The sequence below is a fragment of the Anaerobutyricum soehngenii genome (assembly GCF_009697165.1).
Classification (GTDB): Bacteria; Bacillota; Clostridia; order Lachnospirales; family Lachnospiraceae; genus Anaerobutyricum; species Anaerobutyricum soehngenii.
This window is the reverse complement of sequence record NZ_VULP01000029.1, coordinates 15,306-39,898: the sequence shown is the minus strand read 5'-3', so window position 1 is coordinate 39,898 and position 24,593 is coordinate 15,306. Positions and strand designations below refer to the sequence as shown.

Here is a 24,593-nt window from a genome sequence, read left to right as displayed (position 1 = left end):
CTTCAGCCACTATACAAAAATATATTGAGAATCAGGGTTAACGATTAAAGATTTACAAGGCTCCTCCCACCACCTAAAGGTAGTGGGTTTCCGCCTATGGCAAACGAAAGGATTTTATTTATGAAAAAATATAATGTATCTTTGAAGGATTCTCTGATGCGGCCTCATGTATTTCTACATGGATTGAATGTCCCTCTGGGGTATACTTTATAGCATTGCTGATAAGATTCAGCATGATCTCCTGTAACTTTGTCTGATCACAGACAACATTAATGATGTCTTATATCTAAATCGGCATGATACTGCAGATTCTTCTTTCTGATATCCTCTTCAAACACTGTATTTACCCTGTGAAATAATGCATCCATATCCTCGGCTTTTAATTGCAATACCGCTGTACCGCTTTCAATCCTGGACATTTCCAAAATCTGATTGATGATCATCAGCAGAAGATTACTGGAAGACTGTATCTTTTCCAGATATTCTTTTGCCTTTTTTTCACTCTGCAGATTCTTCTCTAATAAACCGGAAAAACCCACAATTGCATTCATCGGAGTTCGGATATCGTGGCTCATATTGAATAGAAATCTTGTTTTTGCTTCGCTGGCATTTTTCGCCTGTTCAGCAGATTTTTTCAGTTCTGATTCATATTGTCTTTCCCTGTGTTTTTTGCTGAATATCAAATAAAATACTGTAGCAACCAATAATGAGAATACGTAAGAAACGACAATACACATAATCCAGTAAGAACGTGAACTCCATCCCTTTGAAGGGATAATGTCAAAATACCATGTATTATTGGGAACTGTACATTCTACTGTCAGGATGTTGTCCGGCATATCATCCTGACTTTTTGCCAGAATAATCCTGTCGTTGCCGTTTCTATCATATGTCCAGATTCTGTAGCTGAAATCTGCATCACTTAAATAATCAAGATTTATTTCATCAATGAAACGATTCCAGTCAATCACCAGAATCACAAATCCCCAGAACTCCCTTTTGTCTGAATTATTATCCTGATAAACTGGATTAAAAAGCAGTGCTCCTGTTCCTCCCTGCTTTAACTGGTATGGTCCCCAAAAAGAAAAAAGATGGCTAACGACAACCATCTTCTCTCTGTTCTATATTATAATGATAAGAAAAAAACAGTGCTTTACTTCACACACTCCATAATTATCGCTTCACATCTGTCATATCCAAGCTGTGAACTGTTCAGGCACAACGTGTAATTGCTGGCTTTTCCCCATTTTTGATCCGTATAAAAGTTATAATTTGTCATACGTCTTTTATCTGTGTCTGCCATCATTTTGACAGCTTCCTTCTCTTCTACATTATGTAAGTCCATGATACGTTGTATTTTTTCCGGCATATCCCCATGAATAAATACATTCAATACATCGTTCCAATCTCTTAGGATAAAATCTGCATTTCGTCCAATAATTACACAAGACTCTTTTTCTGCCAATTCCAATATAACCTTTCTCTGTGCCTCATATACCATATCCTCAACGGATTTTCCTGTAATATCACGTCCGGCAAGTGCATAGGCAAATAATCCTTTTTTGGGAGATAGCTCTGCGCTTTCCTGAATATATTCTGGTGATAAACCAGACTTTTCTGCAATCTCACTAATGATATTTTTATCATAGTAAGTAATTCCAAGTTTTTTTGCAACTTCTTCCCCGATAAAACGTCCACCGCTTCCAAATTCTCTGCTGATTGTAATAATTCTTTTTGCCATTTCCAGTTCCTCCTTAATTTAAAACATCGACCTTATTTTTTCTGATTTTCTTTAAAAATACATATCCTGCCAGACATGCAATGACTTCGGTAATCGGAAACGCCCACCAGATCAGGGAGATTCCCATCTGACCATTTCTGACAAATAAAGAAAAGACTCCTGCCAGTGGCAGAATGATAATAAGCTGTCTTAGAAGTGAAATAACCAATGATTCTATACCACCATCCAGCGCCTGATAAATTCCCTGATAAGCAACATTAATTCCCGCAAACAGAAAACTAATAGAAATCACTCTCATCGCACTGATAAAATATTCTCTTGACTGTCCTGCATTAAAGAGCGTTGCAAAAGCTCCAGGGAAAATCTCTGTAATTGCAATTCCCAAAATCATTAATACAATCGTATAGAGAAGTCCATATTTGATTCCATCCTGAATTCTTTTTTTACTTCTCATTCCATAAGCAAATGCAATGATTGGGGTAATCGCATCTCGCAGACCAAACGCAAGGAAGAGAACAAACTGCTGAACTTTATAAAATAACCCATAGGCTGTCTGCGCTGACGGATTGAACTTCAAAATCAGATTCATTACATAAACCATAATAGACATCAGAGCCTGAGCAATAATTGCTGGAAGTCCAATTGCATAAATTTCTTTTATAATACCAGTATCCGGCTTCATATATTTCGTATCATGTTCAAATTCTTTATTCAATTTCATATGAAAAATGAACAGTAACACTGCGGATGCTACCTGACCAATTACCGTTGCATAAGCTGCACCTTTTACACCCATTTCCGGAACCGGACCGATACCATAGATCATAATTGGATCAAGAATAATATTTACAACTGCACCAACCACCTGTCCGATTGTAGAATAAAGAGAACGACCTGTTGCCTGCAATAACTTTTCAAATAATGAAAAGAAGATAATACCAAAAGAAATCACGCAGCATATCCTCAAATAGCTGACTCCCATCTCAAGCACTTCTGTATCTACTGTCTGCGATGAAATATATGCTTTTACCCCAAAGATACCAAACAAGAAACAAACCACATAAATAATCACACCAAGAAACAAGCTGTTTCCTGCTACCTTTGCAACTTTTTTGCTGTTTCCCTGTCCGAGTGTCCTTGCAAGAAGTGCATTGGTTCCTACACCTGTTCCGATTCCCACCGCAACCATAAGCATCTGCACCGGGAATACGAGCGTCAGTGCATTTAATGCCGCTTCACTGCCTACTCTCATATTTCCTACAAATGCACTGTCTACAATGTTATAGACCGCCTGCAATGCCATAGATAGGATCATTGGAATTCCCATCTGGATCATCAGCTTATTCACTGACATATCTTTCATCTTGTTACTTTCTGCCATTTTGTTTTAGCTCCTCTCTTTTTGCACAAAAAAAGTGTGTGCCTTGTCATATAAGCTGGACTTACGCTGACAGGCTACACACTTTTTTACGCAATATTAGTTTTTAACAAAAAAACGAGCAGCTGGTAAACTGGATTTACGCTTACTTGCTACTCGTTTGTTATAATTATATTTCCTGTTTTTTAAAAAGTCAAACAAAAATTTTTTATTCTTCAAGTACCTTTATCGTAAATGCCTTATCGGCATCGCAATATTTTATTCGAGTTGATGGTTCTCTAGCATACGGCTTCCTTACCATTCTTTTTGAAATCACAAAACCATTATCAGTGTTCCGACTCCAATTAAAATGCATCCGATCAATGATTTTGTCGTAAATGTTTCATGTAAAAATATAAACGCCAATATCAACGTAATAACCACACTCAATTTATCAATTGGAACAACCTTAGATGCTTCACCAATCTGTAATGCCTTATAATAACATAACCAGGAAGCACCTGTTGCTAACCCCGATAAAATCAAAAACAACCAGCTTTTTCTGCTGATTCCGAAAAGACCATTTTGCGCATTCGTCAGAAAAACCATTCCCCATGCCATAATAACAACAACAACTGTTCTGATTGCCGTTGCCAGATTTGAATTAACTCCATTGATTCCTACTTTCGCCAAAATGGAAGTTAGGGCAGCAAAGACTGCCGATAATAATGCAAATATAAACCACATATGTTCCCCTCCTGCCATATCTGCTTTTTATACTTTTTTAATAATACATCATTTTTTATTCATTTTCAAACTATATAGTGAAGAACAGTATCTTTTTTGTTTTCCCTTATGCTATAATACTCAAAAAATATATACAGGAAAGTGAGACAAACATGAATAAACTCTACAAAGCAATCGAAGAAAAAATAAAGGAATCTGGTTACCCAAAAGAAATCTCCGGGAGAGATGTCTATAATGATATTTGTGACCAGATTGAAGACAAAGAAAACGGAACCTATTTACTTCTATCAAAATTTGAAGAAGATGTCATTTTGGAATACCATATTACCATTCAAGACGACGGATTTAATCTTGGACTCTTAACAATACGCACTCCTGAGGGAATCTATCAGACAGATTTTGATGCTTAAAAGTACAGGAATGCCTTCTCTTTTTGTTCATTTTTTCTCTAATGTTAGACATTTATCACTGCCTTGTCCATTTTTTGGATATTGTCATTTATTTTGTCCATTGTTCATAAAAATGATATGAAATAAAATAGTGTTAAATCGCTTCCGGCTAAAAAATACGGAACATAAGGAGGAAGTTAAGATGAATGCAGCAAATACTTTAAAAAAACTTGGAATTGAGCAGACCTTTAACTATATTTACAAAGATCCGGACAAAAATATGAATAAGATAATGGACTGGGCTGATAAATTTTCTCAAGGTCAATTCCCTTTTCAGAGGGAAATGATTCGCGAAGCGATAGAGAATCCGGAACATCCCTATTACTCATATATCCGAAAACTCTTTAAAGATGTTGATCCTCACGTGACAAAAACACTGGCAGTTAATTTTTTCATCAACGCAGCTTTAACAGGCTGGCCAAAAGAAGAAAAATTACGCCAAAAGTATAATTGTAATATTCCTTGGGCAATTCTTCTTGATCCAACTTCTGCCTGTAATCTGCACTGTACAGGATGCTGGGCCGCTGAATATGGGCATAAATTAAATCTGACTTATGATGAGATTGATGATATTATATGCCAGGGCAAAGAACTAGGGGTATATATGTACATTTATACCGGTGGTGAACCTCTTGTCCGAAAGAAAGATTTAATTAAATTATGTGAAAAACATTCAGACTGTGTTTTCCTGTGCTTCACGAATGCTACTTTAATCGATGAATATTTTGCAAATGAAATGCTTCGTGTAGGCAATTTAGTCCCTGCTATTTCGCTGGAAGGATTTGAAGAAGCAACAGATGACCGGCGCGGAAATGGCGTATATCAAAAAGTAATCCACGCAATGGAACTTCTCCGAAAGAAAAAGCTTATTTATGGAATATCCTGCTGTTATACGAGTGCAAACTATAACTCGATCACTTCGGAGGAATTCTATGATTCTCTGATCGACCTCGGTGCATATTTCGTATGGTACTTTCACTATATGCCTGTTGGAAACGATGCCGCACCGCAGCTTCTTCCTACGCCAGAGCAGCGTATTGGTGTTTATGAAAAAATCCGTAAATATCGTGCCACAAAACCATTATTTGCAATGGATTTTCAAAATGATGCGGAGTATGTCGGGGGATGTATTGCGGGTGGCCGCCGCTATTTACATATTAATGCCAACGGAGACATTGATCCTTGTGTATTTATCCATTATTCAGATTCTAATATTCGTGAAAAAACACTACTACAGGCACTCCGCTCTCCTATGTTAATGGCATATCATGCAAATCAGCCATTTAATGAAAATATGCTCCGTCCTTGTCCAATGCTTGAAAACCCTCAAAAACTTCGGGCAATGGTAAATGAGTCTGGCGCACATTCCACTGATCTACAATCACCGGAAAGTGCAGAGCATCTTTGTGCTAAATGCGATAACTATGCAAAGCATTGGAAAGTTTCCGCAGATAAACTCTGGCAGGAAAACAAAAAAAGAAAAACGTCATCTATTTCCTTAAATTAGAGAGCATCCTATAGGCATCCTCATAAAATTTCCCTAAATCGAAGGTCGCATCCCTTTCTAACCATTCGAGGAGGCTGCCAACAAAGAAACACTTATAACATTGTATAAGTGTTTCTTTGTCCTGCTCTGAAATGTTTCTTTTTTCCTTCATCTCATTCGCATAAGTACAGATGATGTGATATGCTATCTCGTTCATATTGGATAAAAGTTTTTCTTTTTCAACAGAACGAAATAAATGAAGCATTGCCTTTTTTCTTTTTGTACACTCCTGTGCCATATAGGAAAGACAATTCACTGATTTCTCTGATATTGCATATTCTTTTATAATCCCATCCGCCCATTTTTCAATAGAATTAATCATCAAGGATGGGATATCCTGAAAATGATAATAGAAGGTATTTCTATTCACATCACATCGATTTACGATATCATTTACCGTAATCTTGCTATAGGCCTTCTCCTCTAAAAGTTCCCAAAATGTATCTGTAAGTAATTCTTTTGTGCGCTTCATCTTGTCTCCTTATTATATTTTAAAAATCTTCCTCTTTTCTTTTATTTAAAGTGTAATTTATAAAAATCGAACCGGCTGATACCAGCACTCTACACAATAATACCACAAAAAATCCAATAGAAAACGGATGACTTATTTTTTCTCCTAAAATCGTTGTTGTTACAATACTCAACAAAGAACCTGCAATACCTGCAATCAAATAAATATCATATCTTGTATTACAGGCTCCAAAATACAAACTGACAATATCTCCTGGCAAAACACCTACTATTCTTGTAATAAAACAGGAAAAAAAAGTATTTTCCTTTTGATATTCCATAATTTTTTGTGTCTTTGGATACCTTTCCTGAATGCTCCGCACAACTTTTTTCCCACTAAAATATCCAATCAGATATGGAATCGTAAGTGTAATAGCAAGACCAACGGTACTAACAAACAGTGCCCTGAACGGCGAAAACAAAATACCACTTGCCAGATAAAGTGCTGACAGTGGTAAGATTACTGTAAGACTTTTTAAAGCAAAAAACAAAAAAAGTACTGCCATCGCAAGACATGTATTTTCCGGTGTATATTTTAAAACCGTTTTTACAGATAGTGCTCCCTCTGTATTTCTCATAGCCACAACAAGTATAACTATAATTATACCAATGGCAAAAGCCGGTATCAACATCTTTATATATTCTTTCTTTTCCATAATAACTCCTTTCCTTTTCCATAGCAGAACTTCTTTCTCCTGTAGTATGAACAAACAACGGCTATCTTTCTTTTAAAATACAAACTAGAACTCATTTTGTTTCCATATTTTTTAATGCTAACAAATATTTGTATCACAGAAAAGAGTCAATTATTCTATAAATATCCAGTTTTTATGCACACTTCTCATTTTGTCTAATTTTATAAAAGATAAAAAAATAAAAATTTTTATAGCGATTTTTTGAATTTCCTACTATAATGGAATCTGAATATTACTAAAAAGCTAAGAAACGGTATTATTTATACTACATTAATATCGTATCGGAAATGGAGGCAGCATGGAAATCGTTTGTTTAGACTTAGAAGGTGTATTAGTACCAGAAATCTGGATCGCATTTGCAGAAGAAACCGGAATCCCTGAATTAAAAAGAACAACACGAGACGAACCGGATTATGATAAATTAATGAAGTATCGTCTTAACATTTTAAAAGAACATGGACTTGGTTTAAAAGAAATTCAGGAAACAATAGCAAAGATTGACCCAATCCCGGGAGCGAAAGAATTCTTAGATAAATTAAAAGAGCTGACACAGGTTATTATCCTCAGCGATACTTTCTCCCAATTTGCAGGACCACTCATGAAGAAACTCGGTTACCCTACTATCTTTTGCAACTCTCTTGTTGTAGCAGATAACGGAGAAATCGTTGATTTCAAAATGCGTTGTGAAAAATCCAAGTATACTACTGTTAAAGCTCTTCAGTCTATCGGTTATGATACGATCGCCAGCGGAGACAGTCACAATGACCTTGGTATGATTCAGGCAAGCAAGGCAGGATTCTTATTTAAGAGTACGGATGCCATCAAAGCAGAATATCCTAAAATTCCTGCTTATGAAACATATGATGAACTTTATGATGCAATCAAAAAGGTGATTACTATTTGATTCATTAGGGGAAACAGACGAAAAAAGAAATAATACCATATCCCATCTGCTCTGTAGTCGCTGTGTTTAAGATGCTCATCCGCATCTTAAACACGCTCCGAAGCCGCATCTGGGATATGGTATTATTTCTTTTTTCTGTTTTTTGGCAGGATAAGGGGGAGAAGTCAGAAGTCTTCTACTTGCTCGGAAGATATATCGTCCAGACGATTATTTTCTTTCTATAACGAGTAGAAAAGAAAAAGGGCTTATCATTTTACAAAAAATAAAGTAATCACCTTTAGAGTTATCTTGCTACGAGATGTGCATCATGCAACGTATGACATGCATTGATAAAAACAATATATTGCGACAATATAATGATAAATGTATCATGTACAGCGATAGCTTGCAGTATCATCTTATCATCAGTGAAACTTAAAAAAGTCAGCATAGTGGAAAGAGCATCGCAACTGTATAATGTGAGAGCAAGTAAAAATGCGGGCAGGCATACTTTCTGGGTAGCAGTAGTCTTCTGACTTCTCCCCTCTTATCCTTCTCAAAGACTATTGAATTCATTCACGTGAAGCCAACAAACAGAAAATAAAAATACTAGACCATCGCAAATGTAATGTGGGAACAAGTAAAAATGCCGAACAGGCATTTTCTACGCAGTGATATCTTTACAGTTGCGATGGTCTAGTATTTTTATTTTCCTCTGTTCCCTAATGAATTAAATAGTAAAGCCCATTTTTATTGCATTTTCTAAAAATTCTTTATGGTCTTCGAGATCATCTTCTCCGGCAAGACCAGGACAAAGAAGTGTTCCTCCTTTATCAAAATGCAGTAACTCACAAAGCTGTTCATAAGCATGAACAACATCATTAAACATTGCTGGATCTGGATTGGCTGATGCCGCAATCAAATATAATTCTTTGATATGTAACGTTTCTCTACCTTTTGGAAAACTGAACTGATAAAAACGGTCAATAGCTCTCTTTATCTGTGATGTAAATCCACTCCAGTAAATTGGAGATACCAATACAAGAACATCTGCCTGACGCATGAGTTCATTCATTTGTACCCCATCGTCTTTCTGACCGCAATAACCACGCTGTTCACAGCTCTTGTCCCCGGAACAACCATGTAAATTTGCAGTAGCAGCATCAAAAACTTCTACTTCATTCCCTGCTGCTACAGCTCCGCTTGCAAATGCAGTTGCCAAAGCGTTTGTGTTACCCTTTTGTCTTGGACTTCCCGTAATAATCAATACTTTTTTACCCATTTAAATTCCTCCTTTATAATAGTATTATAACACTATAAAATGATGGAAGCAAATTACAACTTAACACAATATTAAACTTCCTCCATTTTGAATGATTTTTGTTCTCCAATCAATATCTAATTCTTCATCGGATAAAATGTCTGTATAATCTACTGTATCAGCATACTTTACAAAACTTCTTTTTCCCATTTTCGAATGGTCAATTAAAAGATAATTCTCGTCTGAATTCTCAAGTACACATTTTTTTACGGCTGCTTCAATTTCTTCTGCTGCAGATGCACCAAATATCGGATCATAGCTGTTTGAACCAAAAAAAGCTTTATTATAATGAAAACGGGACAAATATTCTGCAGTTGTATAATCAAGTGGTCCTCCTACAGAACGATACAAACCTGGTGCCATGTAGAGATCAATGTTTTCATCTCGGTAAACAGTTTCCATTACAGGTACTGAATTAGTAATGATTTTCACTCGAAATGCTGGCATATAAGTAAGAATCTCAAGTACAGTTGTACTGGTATCCATAAAAAGTACATCCCCTTCTTTTATAAAGGATGCCGCTTTTCTTGCGATTTTTCTTTTATTTTCTGATTCTTTACCCTTTCTCAAAGAAAAGCTCTGACAGCCTATATTTTGTCTATCTAAAAGTGCTGCCCCGCCATAATGAATGGTCGCATATCCCTGTTCTTCTAACAAATGCAAATCTCTTCGGATTGTCATTTCGGATACACCAAATTGTTCAGATAAGATTTTTACGGTAACTTCTCCATGTTCCCGAAGTTCATTGATAATTCGTTCTCTTCTCTTTACTCCAGATAATTCTTTTTTATATTCCATCTGTTATTTATTCCTTTCAAATATAAATATCATTTCCGAAATTATGTATTTTGTTAAAGTATATTTCCTTGTATTGATTTAATATTGCTGTTTAAACGTCCTTTTTTATTATATCTCCACTAAAATGTTTTATCAAACATTTTTTGCTATGTTTTCAAGCAAATAAAACATATTCAAACGTTTACTTATGTTTCTTTTAATGATATTCTAGTCTCGTCAGAAAGACATGACTAATTTTATTAAAGGAGACACCCCATATGAGAACATATAAAGCTGTTTTTAGCGACATTGACGGAACACTGTTAACATCGGAACATATCGTATCTACTGCTACCATTGAAGCGATTGCTTCTCTTCAGAAGAAAAATATTCCTTTTGTTATTATTTCTTCCCGAAGTGCTTCCTGCATTTATCCCATTTTAAAAAAACATCATTTCCAATGTCCGATCGTGGCATGTGGAGGTGCATGGATTGAGGATATGAACGGCCGGATTCTTTCAAATGAAGGTATGAGCAGACAGACAGCAGCTACTGTTATCGAATTTATGACAGAAAAGAATTTCGATCTCGCATGGGGCATCTATTCCGGAAAGAACTGGATTACAAGTGACAGAACCGATGCTCGTATTCTCCATGAAGAAAGTGTTGTGGAAGTAGAAAGCGTAGAAGGAACTGTCGCTTTATTGCCGGATGATGCGGTCGTTAATAAAATTCTCTGTATGTGCAACCCTGCGTGCATTCTTCAGATTGAAGAAGATTTAAAAGAGGCATTTCCAACTCTATCCATTGTAAAATCCTCAAGTTACCTGTTAGAAATTATGCCAGCCGGAATGAATAAAGCCAAAGGTATCCGCAAGTTCTGCGAGATTTTTGGCATTGCTACCGAAGGTTCCGTAGCATTTGGCGATAATTACAATGATTTAGAAATGCTTTATGCAGCCGGTTGCGGTGTTTTAATGGGAAATGCTCCAGCAGCTATACGGGAGACATTCCCTGGAAAAGTTACTCTTGATAATAATCATGATGGAATTCCGGTTGCTCTCAAAGATTTAGGAATGATTTAATTCGTTGAGATAAACTGACGAAATTCTATGATACACTAAAGTGTATTTAAAAACATTTTTTTAATAAAGCACAAGGAGATTTACACTATGAAACTTGCATTTATCGGAACAGGAAAAATCATTGCAGATGCATTATTTGCAATCGAACCAATAAAAGAAATTGAAAAAACGGCTATCTTTGCCAGACCTCACAGTAAAGAAAAAGCAGAGGCTTTTGCAAAGCAGTATAATATCGCTGAAGTTTATACCGATTATGAAAAGTTACTTACTGAAACTGCAGCAGATACGGTTTATATCGGACTAATCAACAGTGCACATTATTCTTATGCAAAGGAGGCTCTTCTTCACAGAAAAAATGTTATCCTTGAAAAGCCTTTTACTGGATTTTATAAAGAAGCACAGGAATTACAACAAATTGCAGAAGAGAATAAATTGTTTATTTTTGAGGCTGTAACGGTACTTCACAATGAGGTATTTTATGAGATGAAGAAAAATGTTGAAAAACTTGGTACTGTTCGTATGGCTCTTTGCAATTATTCCCAATATTCCAGTCGGTATGATGCATATTTGGAAGGAGATATCACACACTCTTTTGACCCTGCATATTATGGCGGTGCACTTTATGATATTAATGTTTACAATATTCATTATTGTGTTGGATTGTTCGGTGAACCGAAAGATGTCACTTACTATCCAAACATCGGTCCAAATGGTATCGATACTTCTGGAACTTTGGTTCTTGTATATGATGGTTTCAGTGCTGTATGTACCGGAAGCAAAGATTCTGACAGCCCAGGATATGTTTCTATTCAAGGTGAACAAGGCTTTATGAAAATAGACAGCAAACCAAATATTGCCTCCGAACTTACTACCACTTACGTTGATGAAAATGTAAAAGAACGGGTTCGTGATGCTGCTGGTGCTATGGTTCGTGCTACAATCACAGACCACTTTATTGCAACAGAACAGCACCACCGTATGACTCAGGAATTTTTAGATTTTGCAAAAATCATTGATGAAAAAGATTATGAGGCTGCATATGAGCTATTAACAGAATCAGTGACTGTAGTAAGCATTCTTGAAAAAGCCCGAAGCAAAGCTGGAATCAAATTCTGATTTGTAGATTTGGTGTAGACGAAAAAAGAAAGAATACCATATCCCATCTGCTCTGTAGTCGCTGTATTTAAGATGCTCATTCGCATCTTAAATACGTTCCGAAGCCGCATCTGGGATATGGTATTCTTTCTTTTTTCTGACTACTCTAAATCCACAGTTAGTGAGAATGGGGATTCTCCAGAAGGTTAAGGATTATCGGGAAATTAAATGCTAAAGGATTGACGCATTTCTTCTGGAGATTTTATCTGAATAAGAATCGTAGATTTCTGGACAACCCCCTCCCTCTTATTTTTTAACTGATTTGTAGAATGAGGTTAGACAGCTGCTGTATATAGAACTTTTTGCTGAATTGTAAGAAAAGAAGATTAAATACAATTCAATCACATACAACAATTTGAATGTCAATCCTTTAGCATTTAATTCCCTGAAAAGTCATATTCTTCTGGTACATTCCACGTTGCCCAACTGTGGGTTTGCATAGTCAGAAAAAAGAAAAAATACTATATCCCAGATGCGGCTTGGGAGCGTGTTTAGGATGCGGATGAGCATCTTAAACACAGCGACTACAGAGCAGATGGGATATAGTATTTTTTCTTTTTTCGTCTATACCAAATCTACAAATCAGAATTCTTCGTACATTCTTCGCAAAGTCCATGAAGTAAATCCCCACTACATTGTAACTGAAAATGATGCTCTGCCATAATATGTTTTCTTAATTCATCCATAAATCCGCAGTCTAAATGCATTACTTTTCCGCATTTTATACACTTCAAATGCAGATGTTCCCGGCAATGCCCCTGTTCTCCTGCATATTGATAAACTGCTTTATCAGAATTTACATCCGAATACTTTATAATGATATTTTCCGCACAGAGCTTATCAAGAAAACGATATATGGTCGTTGTATTTACACTGATTTCTTTTTCCTCAAGGTGCCTTTTTATATCTGCTGCACTTATTGTAGAGGAACAGTTTTTTTTGAGATAATCAAGAATTTCTGATCGGTTTTTCGTTGTGTAAGGTTTTCTTTCTTTCATAATGTATGTATACTTCCTTTTTTGTTCTTACAATGATATCTATATCGTTTATAGTCATGATTTCATCTTTATTTTACTCATGTTTTTCTTTTTAGTCAATGTTCACCAGAAGAATTCAAGATGAATTAAATTGACAATCTTCTATATTATGCATAAAATAAGGTTAAGTTTTCTGACCGACTGTTGAATCAACAAAAATGAAATCAAACGAACTATTTGAAAAACAAACAGTTTGTCTATTCAAGAAAGAAAGAGAGATTTTAATATGGTGTTACGTCAAATTTATGCATTATATTTTAGTCCCACAGGGGGCACAGAAAAAATAGTATCTTCAATCGCTGATACTTTATCTAGATTATTGGAACTTCCGGTACATTTGGTTGACTTTACATGTTTAGAAAATAGACAAAAAGAATATCATTTTTCAAATGACTCTCTTGTCATTATCGGTACTCCTGTCTATGCTGGAAGAATTCCGAATAAGATTCTTCCTGATTTCAAGAAATGTATCGTAGGTGCAGGACACACTCCGGTGATTCCTGTCTGTGTTTATGGGAATCGTAACTATGATGAAGCATTGCGTGAATTGTTGCTCCTATCAGAAGAGAATGGATGTATTCCTGTGGCTGCGGCTGCAATGATAAGCCAGCATGCTTTTTCTGACACTCTTGCAAAAGGAAGACCTGATATTCAAGATTTTAAAAAACTAAATTCCTTTTCTAAAAATATCGCACAACTTTTGAAAGACGATTCCACTGCTGTGGCAATAGATTATAACCGCGCAACTCCTCTTGCCCCTTACTATACACCGCTTAAAGCAGATTTGACACCTGCACGTTTTTTAAAATCCACACCACTTACAGACCTTCAAAAATGCTCTCACTGTGGTCTCTGTGTCAGAAAATGTCCTATGAACAGCATTTCGGAAGAAGATATTTCAAAGGTAACCGGCGTATGCATAAAATGTCAGGCCTGCATTAAAATCTGCCCGGCTCATGCAAAGTATTTCGTAGACGAAGCGTTTCTTTCTCATGTGGAAATGTTAGAAAACACATACACTGAACGAAAAGAACCAACCTTTATAATTACAAACTAATTTCTCAAAAAATACTAAGCAAAACAAATACTAACATGAGCAATTCACATGGAAAAATCAGTTTTAGATATAATATGTGCTTCGTTAGACAGCTTTTTTGAATCCGAAAAAAAGATTGGCATTCCGGCGGTATCCGGTACAATCTGGGAAACACAAATCGGCTATACTTATAATATGACAGCAGATGATGTTAAAGTTATTTCTTACACTATCCCTTTACCAGTATGTTGACCGAAAAACAACAACAGGATATAATAAGATAAAAAGGGCGGAGGTTACTTATGAATAAATATTTAAAACGTACTCTGGTTGTTTCCACGATCATGATTATCATCTTTGTCATAATTATAGTCTGGCCACTTCCTCTTCGTAAGGTTCTTAGAAAAGAAGCAGATACAACAGCTATGACAGTCAGCCTGTCTGAACATGACACAAATGTATCTTCCTTTTCTCTGTCTGCGAACTCTGTAGAATATCGAAAAATTATAGAGATTCTTGAAGATTACACATATCACTGCACCTGGTACAGTTTTATCCCTCATGAATCTTTTACCGGACATGGAGAGAATCTGATTATTTATACAGGGGACAGCGGAATTATTGTTGATGTTGATAAGGGACGAGTCTTTGTTGACAAAGGAACCGCAGAACATACCTATCGAATTGATTATTTTGGACATAATGATGCAGCACAGCTTGCAGCACAAATAAAAAAAGTATTAAAAATCTAATCTATCGTTTACAAAAACGAAATAAAATAATCCTCTTACAGCATTTATTTTGGATGGTTATACTTATGGATACTATTTGTATTATAAATCCACACCAGAATTATCTGCTATAAGGGGATTTTTTTAATATTTTTTCAGAACAATTTGTAACTTTGTCTTTTGAATAAATTTCAACAGATTCTGTATACTATGGTTATCAAAAATTTAAAAGGAGAAACCAAATGCATACAGATTCTACAAAACTTACAGATACCGCAAAACTTTTAAAAGAATGCGATGCCGGAACTAAAATGGCGATTTCATCTATTAATGAAATTTTAGAGAAAGTAGAGAATCCAAAACTAAATGAAATCCTCACCCTCAGCAGGAATGCACATGAACAATTAGAATCAGAGATTCATTCTCTTCTCAATTATCATGAAGAAGAACAAAAAGAACCAGATCCAATTGCAAAGGGTATGTCTTTTATTAAAACAAATTTTAAAATGGGTATGAATGAAAGTGATACTACTGTTGCTGAGCTTATTACTGATGGCTGTAATATGGGAATTAAATCTTTAAATAAATATTTGAATCAATATAAGATGGCCGATGAAATATCCAAAAAGGTTACAGAAAAGCTCATCCGCCTTGAAGAAGATCTTCGCAAAGACTTAAGAATCTATCTTTAAATTCATTCACCACAGAAAAAATGAAAATGAAAGACCCGCCGGAAATGAAACACAAAAGAATAAACTCACTTCCGACGGGCATATGCAAAATGCAAAGTACTATTGTATTATATATTTTTTCTTATCTATTTTCAATACTAATAACATGAAATGTCGATTTCATGTCATGAACAACCATTTATTATTCATTATATACTTGCAAATTGCCAAAAATATTATATAATATAAACTATATTTATAAAGAAAAGAATACTATATAATATAAAATAGATTTTAGGGGGGAAAATTATTTTATGATTTCAATTGCAATTTGTGACGATAATGAAATTACTACTCAGGAAATTGCCAAAAAGGTGGAACAATGCTGTCCTATCGAAACTGAATTTTCTATTTTTCATCATCCTAAGGATCTCCTAGATTCTATACATGCCAAAGAGAAAGCTTATGATATTATTTTAATGGATACCGAATTTGAGTCCGCTTCGGGTATTGAGGCTGTAAAACAGATTAATGCCTGGCATCCGGATTCCCAAATTATATATATTACGAATCATGTTACTTATTTTTCTTCTGTTTATGAAACCTCTCACATCTTTTATATTTTAAAAAAAGATATAGATAAATATCTTCAAGCTGCATTGAAAAAGGCAATCCGTCATCTAAAAAAGATAAATCAACTTTATTTAATCATCCATACAAAACAGAATGATATTCGTCTTCCACAAAGCAAGATATTATATTTGGAACGAATCATGCGCACAACAAATATTTATACAGCAGATGGAGTCTATCAAACGCCGGAAAGATTAGATTCTATCAGTGAGCGCCTTTGTCCATGGTTTTGTCTCTCCCACCGCAGTTATCTTATAAATGGACGGCATATTATAAATTTAGACCGGCATCACGCAATCTTATCAAATGAAATTTCCATCCCTGTGAGCAGAACCTGCTATGAAAATGTAAAGAAAACCTTTGCCGGATGTGTCTGGTCAGAAGAATTTTACACTACATAAATAAGATTTTTCTTGACAATATATTATTTAAGTGATAACATATAGAAGTTGGTTATGCAGTTTTAATAACTGTTAACATCTGCCGCTGTGGCGGAATTGGCAGACGCATACGACTCAAAATCGTACGGGAAACCATATGGGTTCGAGTCCCATCAGCGGCATCATTTTTTTAGTATATAGTATCATATAGTACAAAAGTATTTGCAAATTTTTTTAGATAACCGTATGTTTTATCTAAAAGGCTTTTTTTATTTTATGAAATTATATTCTTTTAAAACAAACCGCTCCGCAAGGATGTGCACTTCTAAACATAGTTTAAAGATAAAAGCTGCCGCAATAGCGACAGCTTCTTTTAAAAATACTTTTTGTTCCCCCACAGTCCTGCTTTCTTTAATTCAATATACTGCTGGTAGGCATCTTCTAATATCTGCCGTTCGTTAGGAAATCGAAGCAAATGATACGCTTCATGGTACTTATAGTAGCCGGAATCTTCAAAATATTCTTCTTTTTGAGGCTTGGAGTAATAGCTGTCAGCCATCATCAAATACCAATGCACCTGTTTTACAACAACATCATGTGCCGTATTAAAAGTATACTGGCTCTTTCCTACATACTTTATTGCAGAAGCCTTTACTCCTGTCTCTTCATGAACCTCTCTTAAGGCAGTTTCCTTATATTCTTCTCCTGCCTCCACTGTTCCTTTTGGAAGAACCCATCCGTCATATCTGTTCTTATAATTCTTATATAACAGAAGTATCTTTCCCCGAAATATTACAACACCACCGCAGCTTGTCGCCTTAATCATTGCTCTATCCTCCTGTGCTGACAATTCTGGTGTGTTCTACACTTATATTAAGTATACCAAATCGACAGAAGGTTTGCAAGAACAGCCTTTTTATACAGATCTTATTCATCTGACTGTGCAGTATTCTTTTTTTCTCCGTAGTACTCTTTCATATTATTATTATAATAGGAGTTAAATATCTTTTTCGCAATGGGAACTGCATATTTACTTCCTGCACCTGTATTTTCCACAAGCACACAAACTACAAGATCCGGATCTTCTACATTAGAGTACCCTACAAACCATGCGTGAGCATATTTCCCTTCATTTTCTGCGGTTCCTGTCTTTCCGGCAGCGGTATACAGGTCGGTGTCAAGGCTGTATCCTGTTCCATCTGTAACTACTTCACGAAGCATTTTCTGAAGCTTTTTAGCATCCTTTTTAGACATAAGGTCTGCATAGATTTCAGGGATATTTTCTTTGACAGTTGTATTATCTGCACCTTCTATATGATCTATAACATATGGTTTCATAAGTACTCCATCGTTGGCAACTGCACACATTAACAGTGCATTATGAAACGGTGTCATTAGCGTATTTCCCTGTCCGATTACTGTTTGTGGAATTTCTCCTTTATCGGAATGTTCATTTAACTCAAAACGACTTTTCTTTACAGACAGATCAAACGGTATGTTCTGATTAAAAAGGCACTTTTTATTCAAAGCTGCAAACTGCTTTATATCTAATTTACTTCCAAGTGTAACAAAGGCAGTATTACAAGATTTTGCAAATGCTCTATCCAAGTCAACTTCTCCATGTTCTTCGTTTTCATAGCAGCTGATCCGTACACTATTTATAATCGTTTCCCCCTCACAATCATAACTAAACTTTTTATAGGTGGTTGGACGCTCTTCCATATACTCTAAAGCCGTCAATATTTTATAAGTGGATCCTGGAGGATATAATCCCTGTGTTGCCCTATTTAAAAGACAGCTTTGTGAAGAATCAGACGTAATCTTATTCCACATATCATCTAATTTATTAGGGTCAAAGTCCGGCTTAGAAACCAGCGCCCTTACTTTCCCTGTTTTCGGCTCGATCGCCACTACTGCTCCTCTATAATCATCTAATGCCTCATATGCTGCCTTTTGAAGGCGAGTATCTAATGTTGTTATGACATTATCCCCAATATTTTTCTGGCTTGCTACACCGTTACTAAGCTGTTTCATTAACTTTTCATGAGAAGTCAGCAACTCTTTATTACAGACCGCTTCAAGACCCGCTTTTCCATAACTGGTATATCCAATAATATGCGCAAACATATTTTCATAAGGATAATGCCGAATCTCATCTCCTGCTTCATTGTTCTCTGAAAATGCAAGAATCTTGTCATTGGCACTGATGATCTTACCTCTCTTTGTCTGCTCTGACAAAGAAGAATTCCTTTTATTATAAGAACTCTCCGAAACTTTTACACTATCTTTTAAAGTAAATCTTACTACATATCCAGCCAGACCTAAAAATAAAGCAACTACAATCACACTGGTCTGAAGCATATACCGGTTTGTTTTTAACTTTTTTCCTCTTCTTGGAGTAAAAATTTCTTTTATACCAGAAAAACCTTCTCTCTTTTGATTATGTTTACGAGACTTTCCGGCTGCTACTCTATTTTGGCTAGTTACTCTCGTTTTTCTTGTTTGATTGCTCTTCTTCATCTTCATCATCCTCTTTATAGGCAATGATAAATATGCCCTGCATTACTGCAAAAATTATTAAAGTACTCGCTACCGAACTTCCTCCATAGCTGATCAGCGGCAGTGTTACTCCTGTAGACGGAATAAACTTTGTCACACCACCGATTGTTAAAAACACCTGGAAAATAAAACAAATAGAAAAACCGTAAGCTAGAAGCTTGTAGAAACGCCCTCTTACATCCATTGCTATTTTCAAAAAATGTACAAACACCCCTAAATAAATCAAAATAAGACAGATTGCAAAAAGAATTCCAAACTCCTCTGTGATTGCTGAAAAAATAAAATCACTTTCCACAACTGGTATATCATTTGGTCTTCCCTGTGTAAGACCCTTTCCAAGCCAGCCACCAGCAGCAATCGCAAATAAAGACTGTGTAACCTGATAACCGCTTCCTTCTATTACTGACCATGGATCTTTCCATGCAATAAAACGGACTCGCACATGTGCAAAAAGCATATATGCAAGATTAGCCGCTACCGCTCCGGCACCAAGTCCTCCAAATAAATAAATTCCTCTTCCCGTAGCAACATAGCAAAGGAAAACATATACAACAAAATAAATAAGTGCTCCACCTAAATCCTTCTCAGCAATCAATATCATGACATGACAGGCTGAAAATATTGTTGTGATAAGCATTGTTTTAAAATCCGGTGCTTTTGTCAACATTGCCGCAATAAAAAACACGAACGATATCTTTACAAATTCTGATGGCTGCAACGCAATACCATGCCCTAGTGAAATCCAGTTTGTCGCACCATTTTGTGATGTACCGATTACAAATACACTCGCTAAGAACAAAAGACCTAAAATCCCATATACCCATTTCAGACGTTTAAGCCCTGCCGCTTTTTGCATAAAATATGGAATAAATAATACGATAACTGAAGTTCCTGCTGCAATGGCAAACTGTTTTACCGCCTTATCAAAGGATAAGCGAGTCAGCATAACAAAACCGATCAGTAATAAAAAGCATGTGTGGTTCATTAAAATTCTGGAGCAATCTACATATACTCTGGAATAAATGAATATAAGCAGTTTAAAAAAAGCAACCTGTACTGCATACAAAAAAATCAACTTCGTATCTAATGTTTTTACGAACAAAACTCCATAACAAATAAAATGGAACAAAAACATAAAAAGTTCCTGCCTGTCCATCCTTTTTGCCTGTACCTTCTCAGAAGACGGAAGAAAAACGGTAAAACAGGAAATTGCATAGATGACACCCATGATGATAATAATATAATTGGATCCTGTTGAAATTAAATTCACCATACTTTCTTTCCCACCTTTCTATTCTATACCGTAGTTCCAGTGATGTTCTGTATCATCCTTTTGAAGATCACACATAAAATGATTCTCCTGCCAGATCAGATACCTGTCTTTCATCTCTTTGATTTCCTTTTCTGACATATGGAATAAATCAAATCTATGCCTTGTAACATAAGGAATACTTCCCGTAAGGTCTTCACCGATAAGATCATATGGTTTATCCTGCCAGATCAGATTATAACATTCCCTGCAATGTGTTGTAACCGGAAGCTTTCTTCCTTTTTTATCTTCAAGCCATATTTCTTCTGAAGTTTTATTACAATGTCCGGTTGTCTTTTTCATACACTGTGTTGACTGCATTACAGGAATTCTTCCATGAATAAGAACTTCAAATTCTTCTTTCTTCTGTATATCTTTTATATTTCTTATATGTTCAACCTGTCCTAAACACTTCTCATAACAGTGTTCCAGCATCGCATTAACTTCTCTGCCGGACAATTCTATTGGTATCTCCCTCACTGTCATCTCTGGATACAGTGCCGCTGTTTCAGAAACTGCACTGGAATTCCAGTGATACAGAGAAGCTGCTGCGATAATCTTCGCTGTGCAGCCTTTCAGTTCATGCAAAAATTCTGCTTCATTTATAGTATATGCATATATTCCATTCCAAATAGAGGATACACATACTTTTTCTAAATTCAAATTAGTTCTGAACACATGTGGTAAAGCTAAATAAACGTTCTTACCTGCATCTGATACTGCCTGACCAAATTGCAGTAATTCTTCCTCTGAGAAAAATTCTGAAGCAAGACAAACCCCATCAAAAAAGGAATCTTTGCAACATATCATACACTGTTCCCTATTATAAACTGTTGCAATTCTTTCATCGATAGATATTTTTCCTGTGAAATTCTCTGTAAAATCTTCTTTCAAGCCTTCTTTCTCTAAACATACGATCTTATTTATTTTATTATTTTCCTTATCCTTTTCATTATTTTCCAATACGCTTCTTCTTTTCGTATTCTTCAATCTTTCTTCCAACAAAGAAAAGCCTTTTTGCCGCACAGTTTTTAATACAGACATAGGAAGGAAACAATCTTCCTCCATATTCACTTCAAAATTCTCTAATTCAAACGGAACTGTTCCTGTTTTATGCATCTGCCTTAAAATATCTTCTTTTGTAACAGGTCTTTTCTTGGATAATTCTACAACAGGCCCTTCTACAAACGCATATTCTTCACGACAAAACAGCTGGAGCATCAGCGGTTCTCCAACTTTTAAAGTAATATTTCCGCTTACCGGATATTTTATCACTTTATTTAAAATATTTTTTCCGATATGATCCGAAAGCTCAATATTCTTCCTTCGATATACCAACGTTCCCTCTTTCAGTCCCTGTGTCCTTGGAATATTTAATGTAATCTGTCCCTTTTTCTTTCCATCTTCCTGACATTTAGATGGTACCGTAAGAACAAGTTCCTCCTGCCTATCCAAAGATACCGGTATAACTAGAATATCCTTCGGATGTAGTCTATCTTCATAGGAAATCCTCACTTTATTTTTAGAAACAGAACATACTTCGCCAATTCGCCTGCCCGTATTCTTAGGAGAACGTACTGACATCATATTCTGTCCATTATGCTGTTTCCAGTAACCAGTTGTAAAGCTTCCTCTGCAATATAATTCTTCCAGCGCATGAATATCTGATTCTTCTGGTTTAAAATGTTCTCTCTCTTCCCAGTTAGCAAAAATTTGATCGAGATACTTTCTATAAATAGAAGTAACCCCAGCTACATATTCTACATTCTTCATTCGTCCTTCTATCTTTAGAGAATCCACCGGAAGCTCCATTAATGAAGGCAATAGAGAAAGGGAACATAAATCTTTGGGGCTAAGTAAATAATTCCCCTGTTTTGATGTATGCAGATTATTGCCATTATGATCTTTTACTTTATATGGCAGTCTGCATGGCTGTGCACATCTGCCTCGATTACCGCTTCTGTCTCCATACACACTACTTAAAAGACACTGTCCTGAATAACAGTAGCATAATGCTCCATGAACAAAAACTTCTATATCCAGTCCTGTCTTTTCTTTTATTGCCTTTATCTCCTCTAAAGATAGTTCTCTTGCAGGCACAACTCTGGTCATTCCCATTCTTTTTGCCGCAACAGCTCCATGAATATCTGTTACTGTCATCTGTGTGCTTCCATGTATCTCTATCTCAGGAAAATGTTCACGAATAAAACGAGCAGCTCCCATATCCTGAACAATTACTCCATCTAATCCATTCTCATAGTAAGGGAAAAGAAACTCTCCTAATTCTTCAAAAAGTTCCTCTTCCTTCATCAAGGTGTTCACAGTAAGATATAACTTTCGTTCATGAAAATGCGCAATTTGCAATGCCTCTATCATATCTTCTCTGGAAAAATTCTGTGCGTAGGCTCTGGCACCAAATTTCTCTCCGCCCATATAGATCGCATCGGCTCCTGCTGATACCGCTGCCTTTAAATGTTCCAAAGAACCTGCCGGAGCAAGTAATTCCGGCAGGTTCCCTCTCTTAACGAAACTCATGGTTTGTCTCCAGTCCAATCATACGTTTTTGTAACTCATTGACCTTTGTCTTATAATCTTCTACCAGCTTATTCGCTGTATCAATCTGCAGCTTTTTATCTACGACTTCCTGCTTTAATTCATAAAGCTCCTGTTCCCTGTCTCTGCTATCCTGATTAAATACTTCAATCTCTTCTTTCAGCTTGAACACTTCTTCGGCAATAGTAAGTGCCAGTAAAATATCTCTATACTCTGTAGAAAGCTTATTATATCCTGCCTGTGTTTTTAACTCACTTATCTTGCCATCGACATAAGAGGCAAGTTTCTGAAGATAACTATCACTTCCACCGGACAGTCGATATACTTTACCATCAATTACTACTGATAATTCTCTTTTTCCTTCCATATTCATCATTCATCCTCCTGTGATGCAAAATCAGATCTTCTCTTTAAAATACTTCCTCCGGTACCGGATAGCCAAGATGTTCATAGGCTAAAACTGTTAATGCCCGTCCTCTAGGTGTACGTTTAATCAGTCCTCTCTGAATCAGAAATGGTTCATACACGTCTTCTATCGTTCCAGAATCCTCTCCAATCGCTGCTGCCAATGTATCTAGACCGACTGGTCTTCCCATAAACTTTTCAATCATTGTCTCTAACAGATTGCGGTCTGTGGCATCTAATCCCATAGAGTCTACTTCTAATAAATCAAGCGCTGTCTGTGCTACTTCATAAGTAATCATCCCATCATATCTTACCTGAGCAAAATCCCGGACTCTTTTTAGCAGTCTGTTTGCAAGTCTTGGTGTTCCCCGGCTTCTCTTACCAAGTTCCATCGCTCCTGCCTCATCAATCTTCACACCAAGAAGTTCTGCTGAACGTTCTACGATTACTTTCAACTCCTCATCTGTATAGAACTCCAGACGATTCACCACACCAAAACGATCACGTAATGGTGCCGTAAGCATTCCTGCTCTTGTGGTTGCTCCCACTAATGTAAAATGTGGCAGATCCAGACGAATTGACTTAGCCGAAGCTCCTTTACCAATCATAATATCTATCGAGAAGTCTTCCATCGCCGGATAAAGCACTTCCTCAACCTGACGGTTTAAACGATGAATCTCATCAATAAACAAAACATCTCCATCTGAAAGTCCATTCAGTACCGCTGCAATCTCTCCAGGTTTTTCAATCGCCGGTCCGGATGTAATCTTTAAGTTACTGTCCATCTCATTCGCGATAATACCTGCCAACGTTGTCTTTCCAAGACCGGGAGGTCCGTATAATAATACATGATCCAGTGCTTCTCCACGCATCTTCGCAGCCTCTATAAATACGCGAAGATTCTTCTTCACTTTCTCCTGTCCTATATATTCTGTTAAATTCTGTGGTCGAAGACTGCCTTCTACCGCAATGTCTTCTTCCATAAGCTCTGTGCTAATCATTCTGTCCATGAC

The 24,593-nt window shown here is 36.2% G+C and carries 26 protein-coding genes and 1 tRNA gene; 11 read left to right on the top strand and 16 right to left on the bottom strand.

The genetic code is table 11. From position 1 onward, the window contains the following. Window positions 1-118: 118 nt before the first annotated feature. The 5 genes from FYJ25_RS15075 to FYJ25_RS11880 form a co-directional block, all read right to left on the bottom strand. On the bottom strand, window positions 119-235 hold the full coding sequence (locus tag FYJ25_RS15075) for a hypothetical protein (protein ID WP_334293552.1): 117 nt from the start codon (window positions 233-235) through the stop codon (window positions 119-121). Between the two features lie 34 nt (window positions 236-269). Next, on the bottom strand, window positions 270-1,109 hold the full coding sequence (locus FYJ25_RS11895) for a sensor histidine kinase (RefSeq protein WP_242970701.1): 840 nt from the start codon (window positions 1,107-1,109) through the stop codon (window positions 270-272). A 44-nt stretch (window positions 1,110-1,153) separates the two neighbouring features. After that, window positions 1,154-1,741: a cytidylate kinase-like family protein gene (locus tag FYJ25_RS11890; protein ID WP_096240344.1), complete on the bottom strand. Its 588-nt coding sequence runs from the start codon at window positions 1,739-1,741 to the stop codon at window positions 1,154-1,156. 13 nt (window positions 1,742-1,754) lie between these two features. Then, on the bottom strand, window positions 1,755-3,122 hold the full coding sequence (locus FYJ25_RS11885) for an MATE family efflux transporter (RefSeq protein ID WP_154581381.1): 1,368 nt from the start codon (window positions 3,120-3,122) through the stop codon (window positions 1,755-1,757). Between the two features lie 309 nt (window positions 3,123-3,431). Continuing rightward, window positions 3,432-3,845 carry an EamA family transporter gene (locus tag FYJ25_RS11880; protein WP_096240348.1) on the bottom strand — a complete coding sequence of 138 codons (414 nt, stop codon included), beginning with the start codon at window positions 3,843-3,845 and terminating at the stop codon, window positions 3,432-3,434. A 152-nt stretch (window positions 3,846-3,997) separates the two neighbouring features. On the opposite strand from FYJ25_RS11880, the gene FYJ25_RS11875 reads away from it, so the two are divergent. Together FYJ25_RS11875 and FYJ25_RS11870 are read left to right on the top strand one after the other, a co-directional pair. After that, window positions 3,998-4,255: a hypothetical protein gene (locus tag FYJ25_RS11875; RefSeq protein ID WP_096240350.1), complete on the top strand. Its 258-nt coding sequence runs from the start codon at window positions 3,998-4,000 to the stop codon at window positions 4,253-4,255. 181 nt (window positions 4,256-4,436) lie between these two features. After that, the gene (locus FYJ25_RS11870; protein ID WP_096240351.1) at window positions 4,437-5,801 is read left to right on the top strand and encodes a radical SAM/SPASM domain-containing protein; all 1,365 of its coding nucleotides are present in this window, start codon (window positions 4,437-4,439) and stop codon (window positions 5,799-5,801) included. On the opposite strand, the gene FYJ25_RS11865 is transcribed toward FYJ25_RS11870, so the two are convergent. After that, entirely contained in the window at window positions 5,785-6,312 is a 528-nt protein-coding gene (locus FYJ25_RS11865; RefSeq protein ID WP_096240353.1) for a TetR/AcrR family transcriptional regulator, read from the bottom strand. The genes FYJ25_RS11870 and FYJ25_RS11865 overlap by 17 nt on opposite strands. A gap of 19 nt (window positions 6,313-6,331) precedes the next feature. Further along, complete coding sequence (locus FYJ25_RS11860; RefSeq protein ID WP_096240355.1) at window positions 6,332-7,006, bottom strand: TVP38/TMEM64 family protein; 675 nt, start codon at window positions 7,004-7,006, stop codon at window positions 6,332-6,334. A 337-nt stretch (window positions 7,007-7,343) separates the two neighbouring features. On the opposite strand from FYJ25_RS11860, the gene thrH reads away from it, so the two are divergent. After that, the gene (gene thrH, locus FYJ25_RS11855; protein ID WP_154581380.1) at window positions 7,344-7,949 is read left to right on the top strand and encodes a bifunctional phosphoserine phosphatase/homoserine phosphotransferase ThrH; all 606 of its coding nucleotides are present in this window, start codon (window positions 7,344-7,346) and stop codon (window positions 7,947-7,949) included. Window positions 7,950-8,658: 709 nt separating this feature from the next. On the opposite strand, the gene FYJ25_RS11850 is transcribed toward thrH, so the two are convergent. After that, window positions 8,659-9,210 (bottom strand): flavodoxin family protein, encoded by a 552-nt coding sequence (locus tag FYJ25_RS11850; protein WP_096240357.1) that lies wholly within the window; start codon window positions 9,208-9,210, stop codon window positions 8,659-8,661. Between the two features lie 60 nt (window positions 9,211-9,270). Beyond that, window positions 9,271-10,047 (bottom strand): DeoR/GlpR family DNA-binding transcription regulator, encoded by a 777-nt coding sequence (locus FYJ25_RS11845; protein ID WP_154581379.1) that lies wholly within the window; start codon window positions 10,045-10,047, stop codon window positions 9,271-9,273. Between the two features lie 257 nt (window positions 10,048-10,304). Here FYJ25_RS11845 and FYJ25_RS11840 point away from each other — a divergent pair, with 257 nt between their 5' ends. Both FYJ25_RS11840 and FYJ25_RS11835 read left to right on the top strand, forming a co-directional pair. Then, window positions 10,305-11,111 (top strand): Cof-type HAD-IIB family hydrolase, encoded by an 807-nt coding sequence (locus FYJ25_RS11840; RefSeq protein ID WP_154581378.1) that lies wholly within the window; start codon window positions 10,305-10,307, stop codon window positions 11,109-11,111. An 87-nt stretch (window positions 11,112-11,198) separates the two neighbouring features. Next, window positions 11,199-12,227 carry a Gfo/Idh/MocA family protein gene (locus FYJ25_RS11835; protein ID WP_021907436.1) on the top strand — a complete coding sequence of 343 codons (1,029 nt, stop codon included), beginning with the start codon at window positions 11,199-11,201 and terminating at the stop codon, window positions 12,225-12,227. Window positions 12,228-12,841: 614 nt separating this feature from the next. On the opposite strand, the gene FYJ25_RS11830 is transcribed toward FYJ25_RS11835, so the two are convergent. Further along, the gene (locus FYJ25_RS11830; protein WP_154581377.1) at window positions 12,842-13,264 is read right to left on the bottom strand and encodes a Fur family transcriptional regulator; all 423 of its coding nucleotides are present in this window, start codon (window positions 13,262-13,264) and stop codon (window positions 12,842-12,844) included. Between the two features lie 265 nt (window positions 13,265-13,529). Between FYJ25_RS11830 and FYJ25_RS11825 the strand changes: the two genes are divergently transcribed. The 6 genes from FYJ25_RS11825 (at window position 13,530) to FYJ25_RS11800 (ending at window position 16,936) form a co-directional block, all read left to right on the top strand. Further along, window positions 13,530-14,360 carry an EFR1 family ferrodoxin gene (locus FYJ25_RS11825; protein WP_154581376.1) on the top strand — a complete coding sequence of 277 codons (831 nt, stop codon included), beginning with the start codon at window positions 13,530-13,532 and terminating at the stop codon, window positions 14,358-14,360. Window positions 14,361-14,408: 48 nt separating this feature from the next. Beyond that, entirely contained in the window at window positions 14,409-14,591 is a 183-nt protein-coding gene (locus FYJ25_RS11820; RefSeq protein ID WP_147608727.1) for a hypothetical protein, read from the top strand. 50 nt (window positions 14,592-14,641) lie between these two features. Then, window positions 14,642-15,091 carry a hypothetical protein gene (locus FYJ25_RS11815; protein ID WP_154581375.1) on the top strand — a complete coding sequence of 150 codons (450 nt, stop codon included), beginning with the start codon at window positions 14,642-14,644 and terminating at the stop codon, window positions 15,089-15,091. Window positions 15,092-15,312: 221 nt separating this feature from the next. Further along, window positions 15,313-15,762 (top strand): hypothetical protein, encoded by a 450-nt coding sequence (locus FYJ25_RS11810; RefSeq protein ID WP_154581374.1) that lies wholly within the window; start codon window positions 15,313-15,315, stop codon window positions 15,760-15,762. Between the two features lie 293 nt (window positions 15,763-16,055). Beyond that, complete coding sequence (locus tag FYJ25_RS11805) at window positions 16,056-16,775, top strand: LytR/AlgR family response regulator transcription factor (RefSeq protein WP_096240371.1); 720 nt, start codon at window positions 16,056-16,058, stop codon at window positions 16,773-16,775. A gap of 81 nt (window positions 16,776-16,856) precedes the next feature. Beyond that, window positions 16,857-16,936, top strand: a tRNA-Leu gene (locus FYJ25_RS11800). A gap of 191 nt (window positions 16,937-17,127) precedes the next feature. Here the strand turns inward: FYJ25_RS11800 and FYJ25_RS11795 are convergent. From FYJ25_RS11795 to ruvB, 6 genes are all read right to left on the bottom strand, one after another. Beyond that, window positions 17,128-17,580: an NUDIX hydrolase gene (locus FYJ25_RS11795; protein WP_021907335.1), complete on the bottom strand. Its 453-nt coding sequence runs from the start codon at window positions 17,578-17,580 to the stop codon at window positions 17,128-17,130. 101 nt (window positions 17,581-17,681) lie between these two features. Next, window positions 17,682-19,274 (bottom strand): peptidoglycan D,D-transpeptidase FtsI family protein, encoded by a 1,593-nt coding sequence (locus FYJ25_RS11790; protein ID WP_157908568.1) that lies wholly within the window; start codon window positions 19,272-19,274, stop codon window positions 17,682-17,684. Then, window positions 19,234-20,586: an FtsW/RodA/SpoVE family cell cycle protein gene (locus tag FYJ25_RS11785; protein ID WP_242970702.1), complete on the bottom strand. Its 1,353-nt coding sequence runs from the start codon at window positions 20,584-20,586 to the stop codon at window positions 19,234-19,236. The genes FYJ25_RS11790 and FYJ25_RS11785 overlap by 41 nt, the downstream gene beginning before the upstream one ends. Window positions 20,587-20,604: 18 nt before the next feature. Next, on the bottom strand, window positions 20,605-23,157 hold the full coding sequence (locus FYJ25_RS11780; RefSeq protein ID WP_154581373.1) for a peptidase U32 family protein: 2,553 nt from the start codon (window positions 23,155-23,157) through the stop codon (window positions 20,605-20,607). Beyond that, the gene (locus FYJ25_RS11775) at window positions 23,144-23,551 is read right to left on the bottom strand and encodes a cell division protein ZapA (protein WP_096240374.1); all 408 of its coding nucleotides are present in this window, start codon (window positions 23,549-23,551) and stop codon (window positions 23,144-23,146) included. The genes FYJ25_RS11780 and FYJ25_RS11775 overlap by 14 nt, the downstream gene beginning before the upstream one ends. 34 nt (window positions 23,552-23,585) lie before the next feature. After that, window positions 23,586-24,590 (bottom strand): Holliday junction branch migration DNA helicase RuvB, encoded by a 1,005-nt coding sequence (ruvB, locus tag FYJ25_RS11770; RefSeq protein ID WP_096240375.1) that lies wholly within the window; start codon window positions 24,588-24,590, stop codon window positions 23,586-23,588. Window positions 24,591-24,593 lie beyond the last annotated feature (3 nt).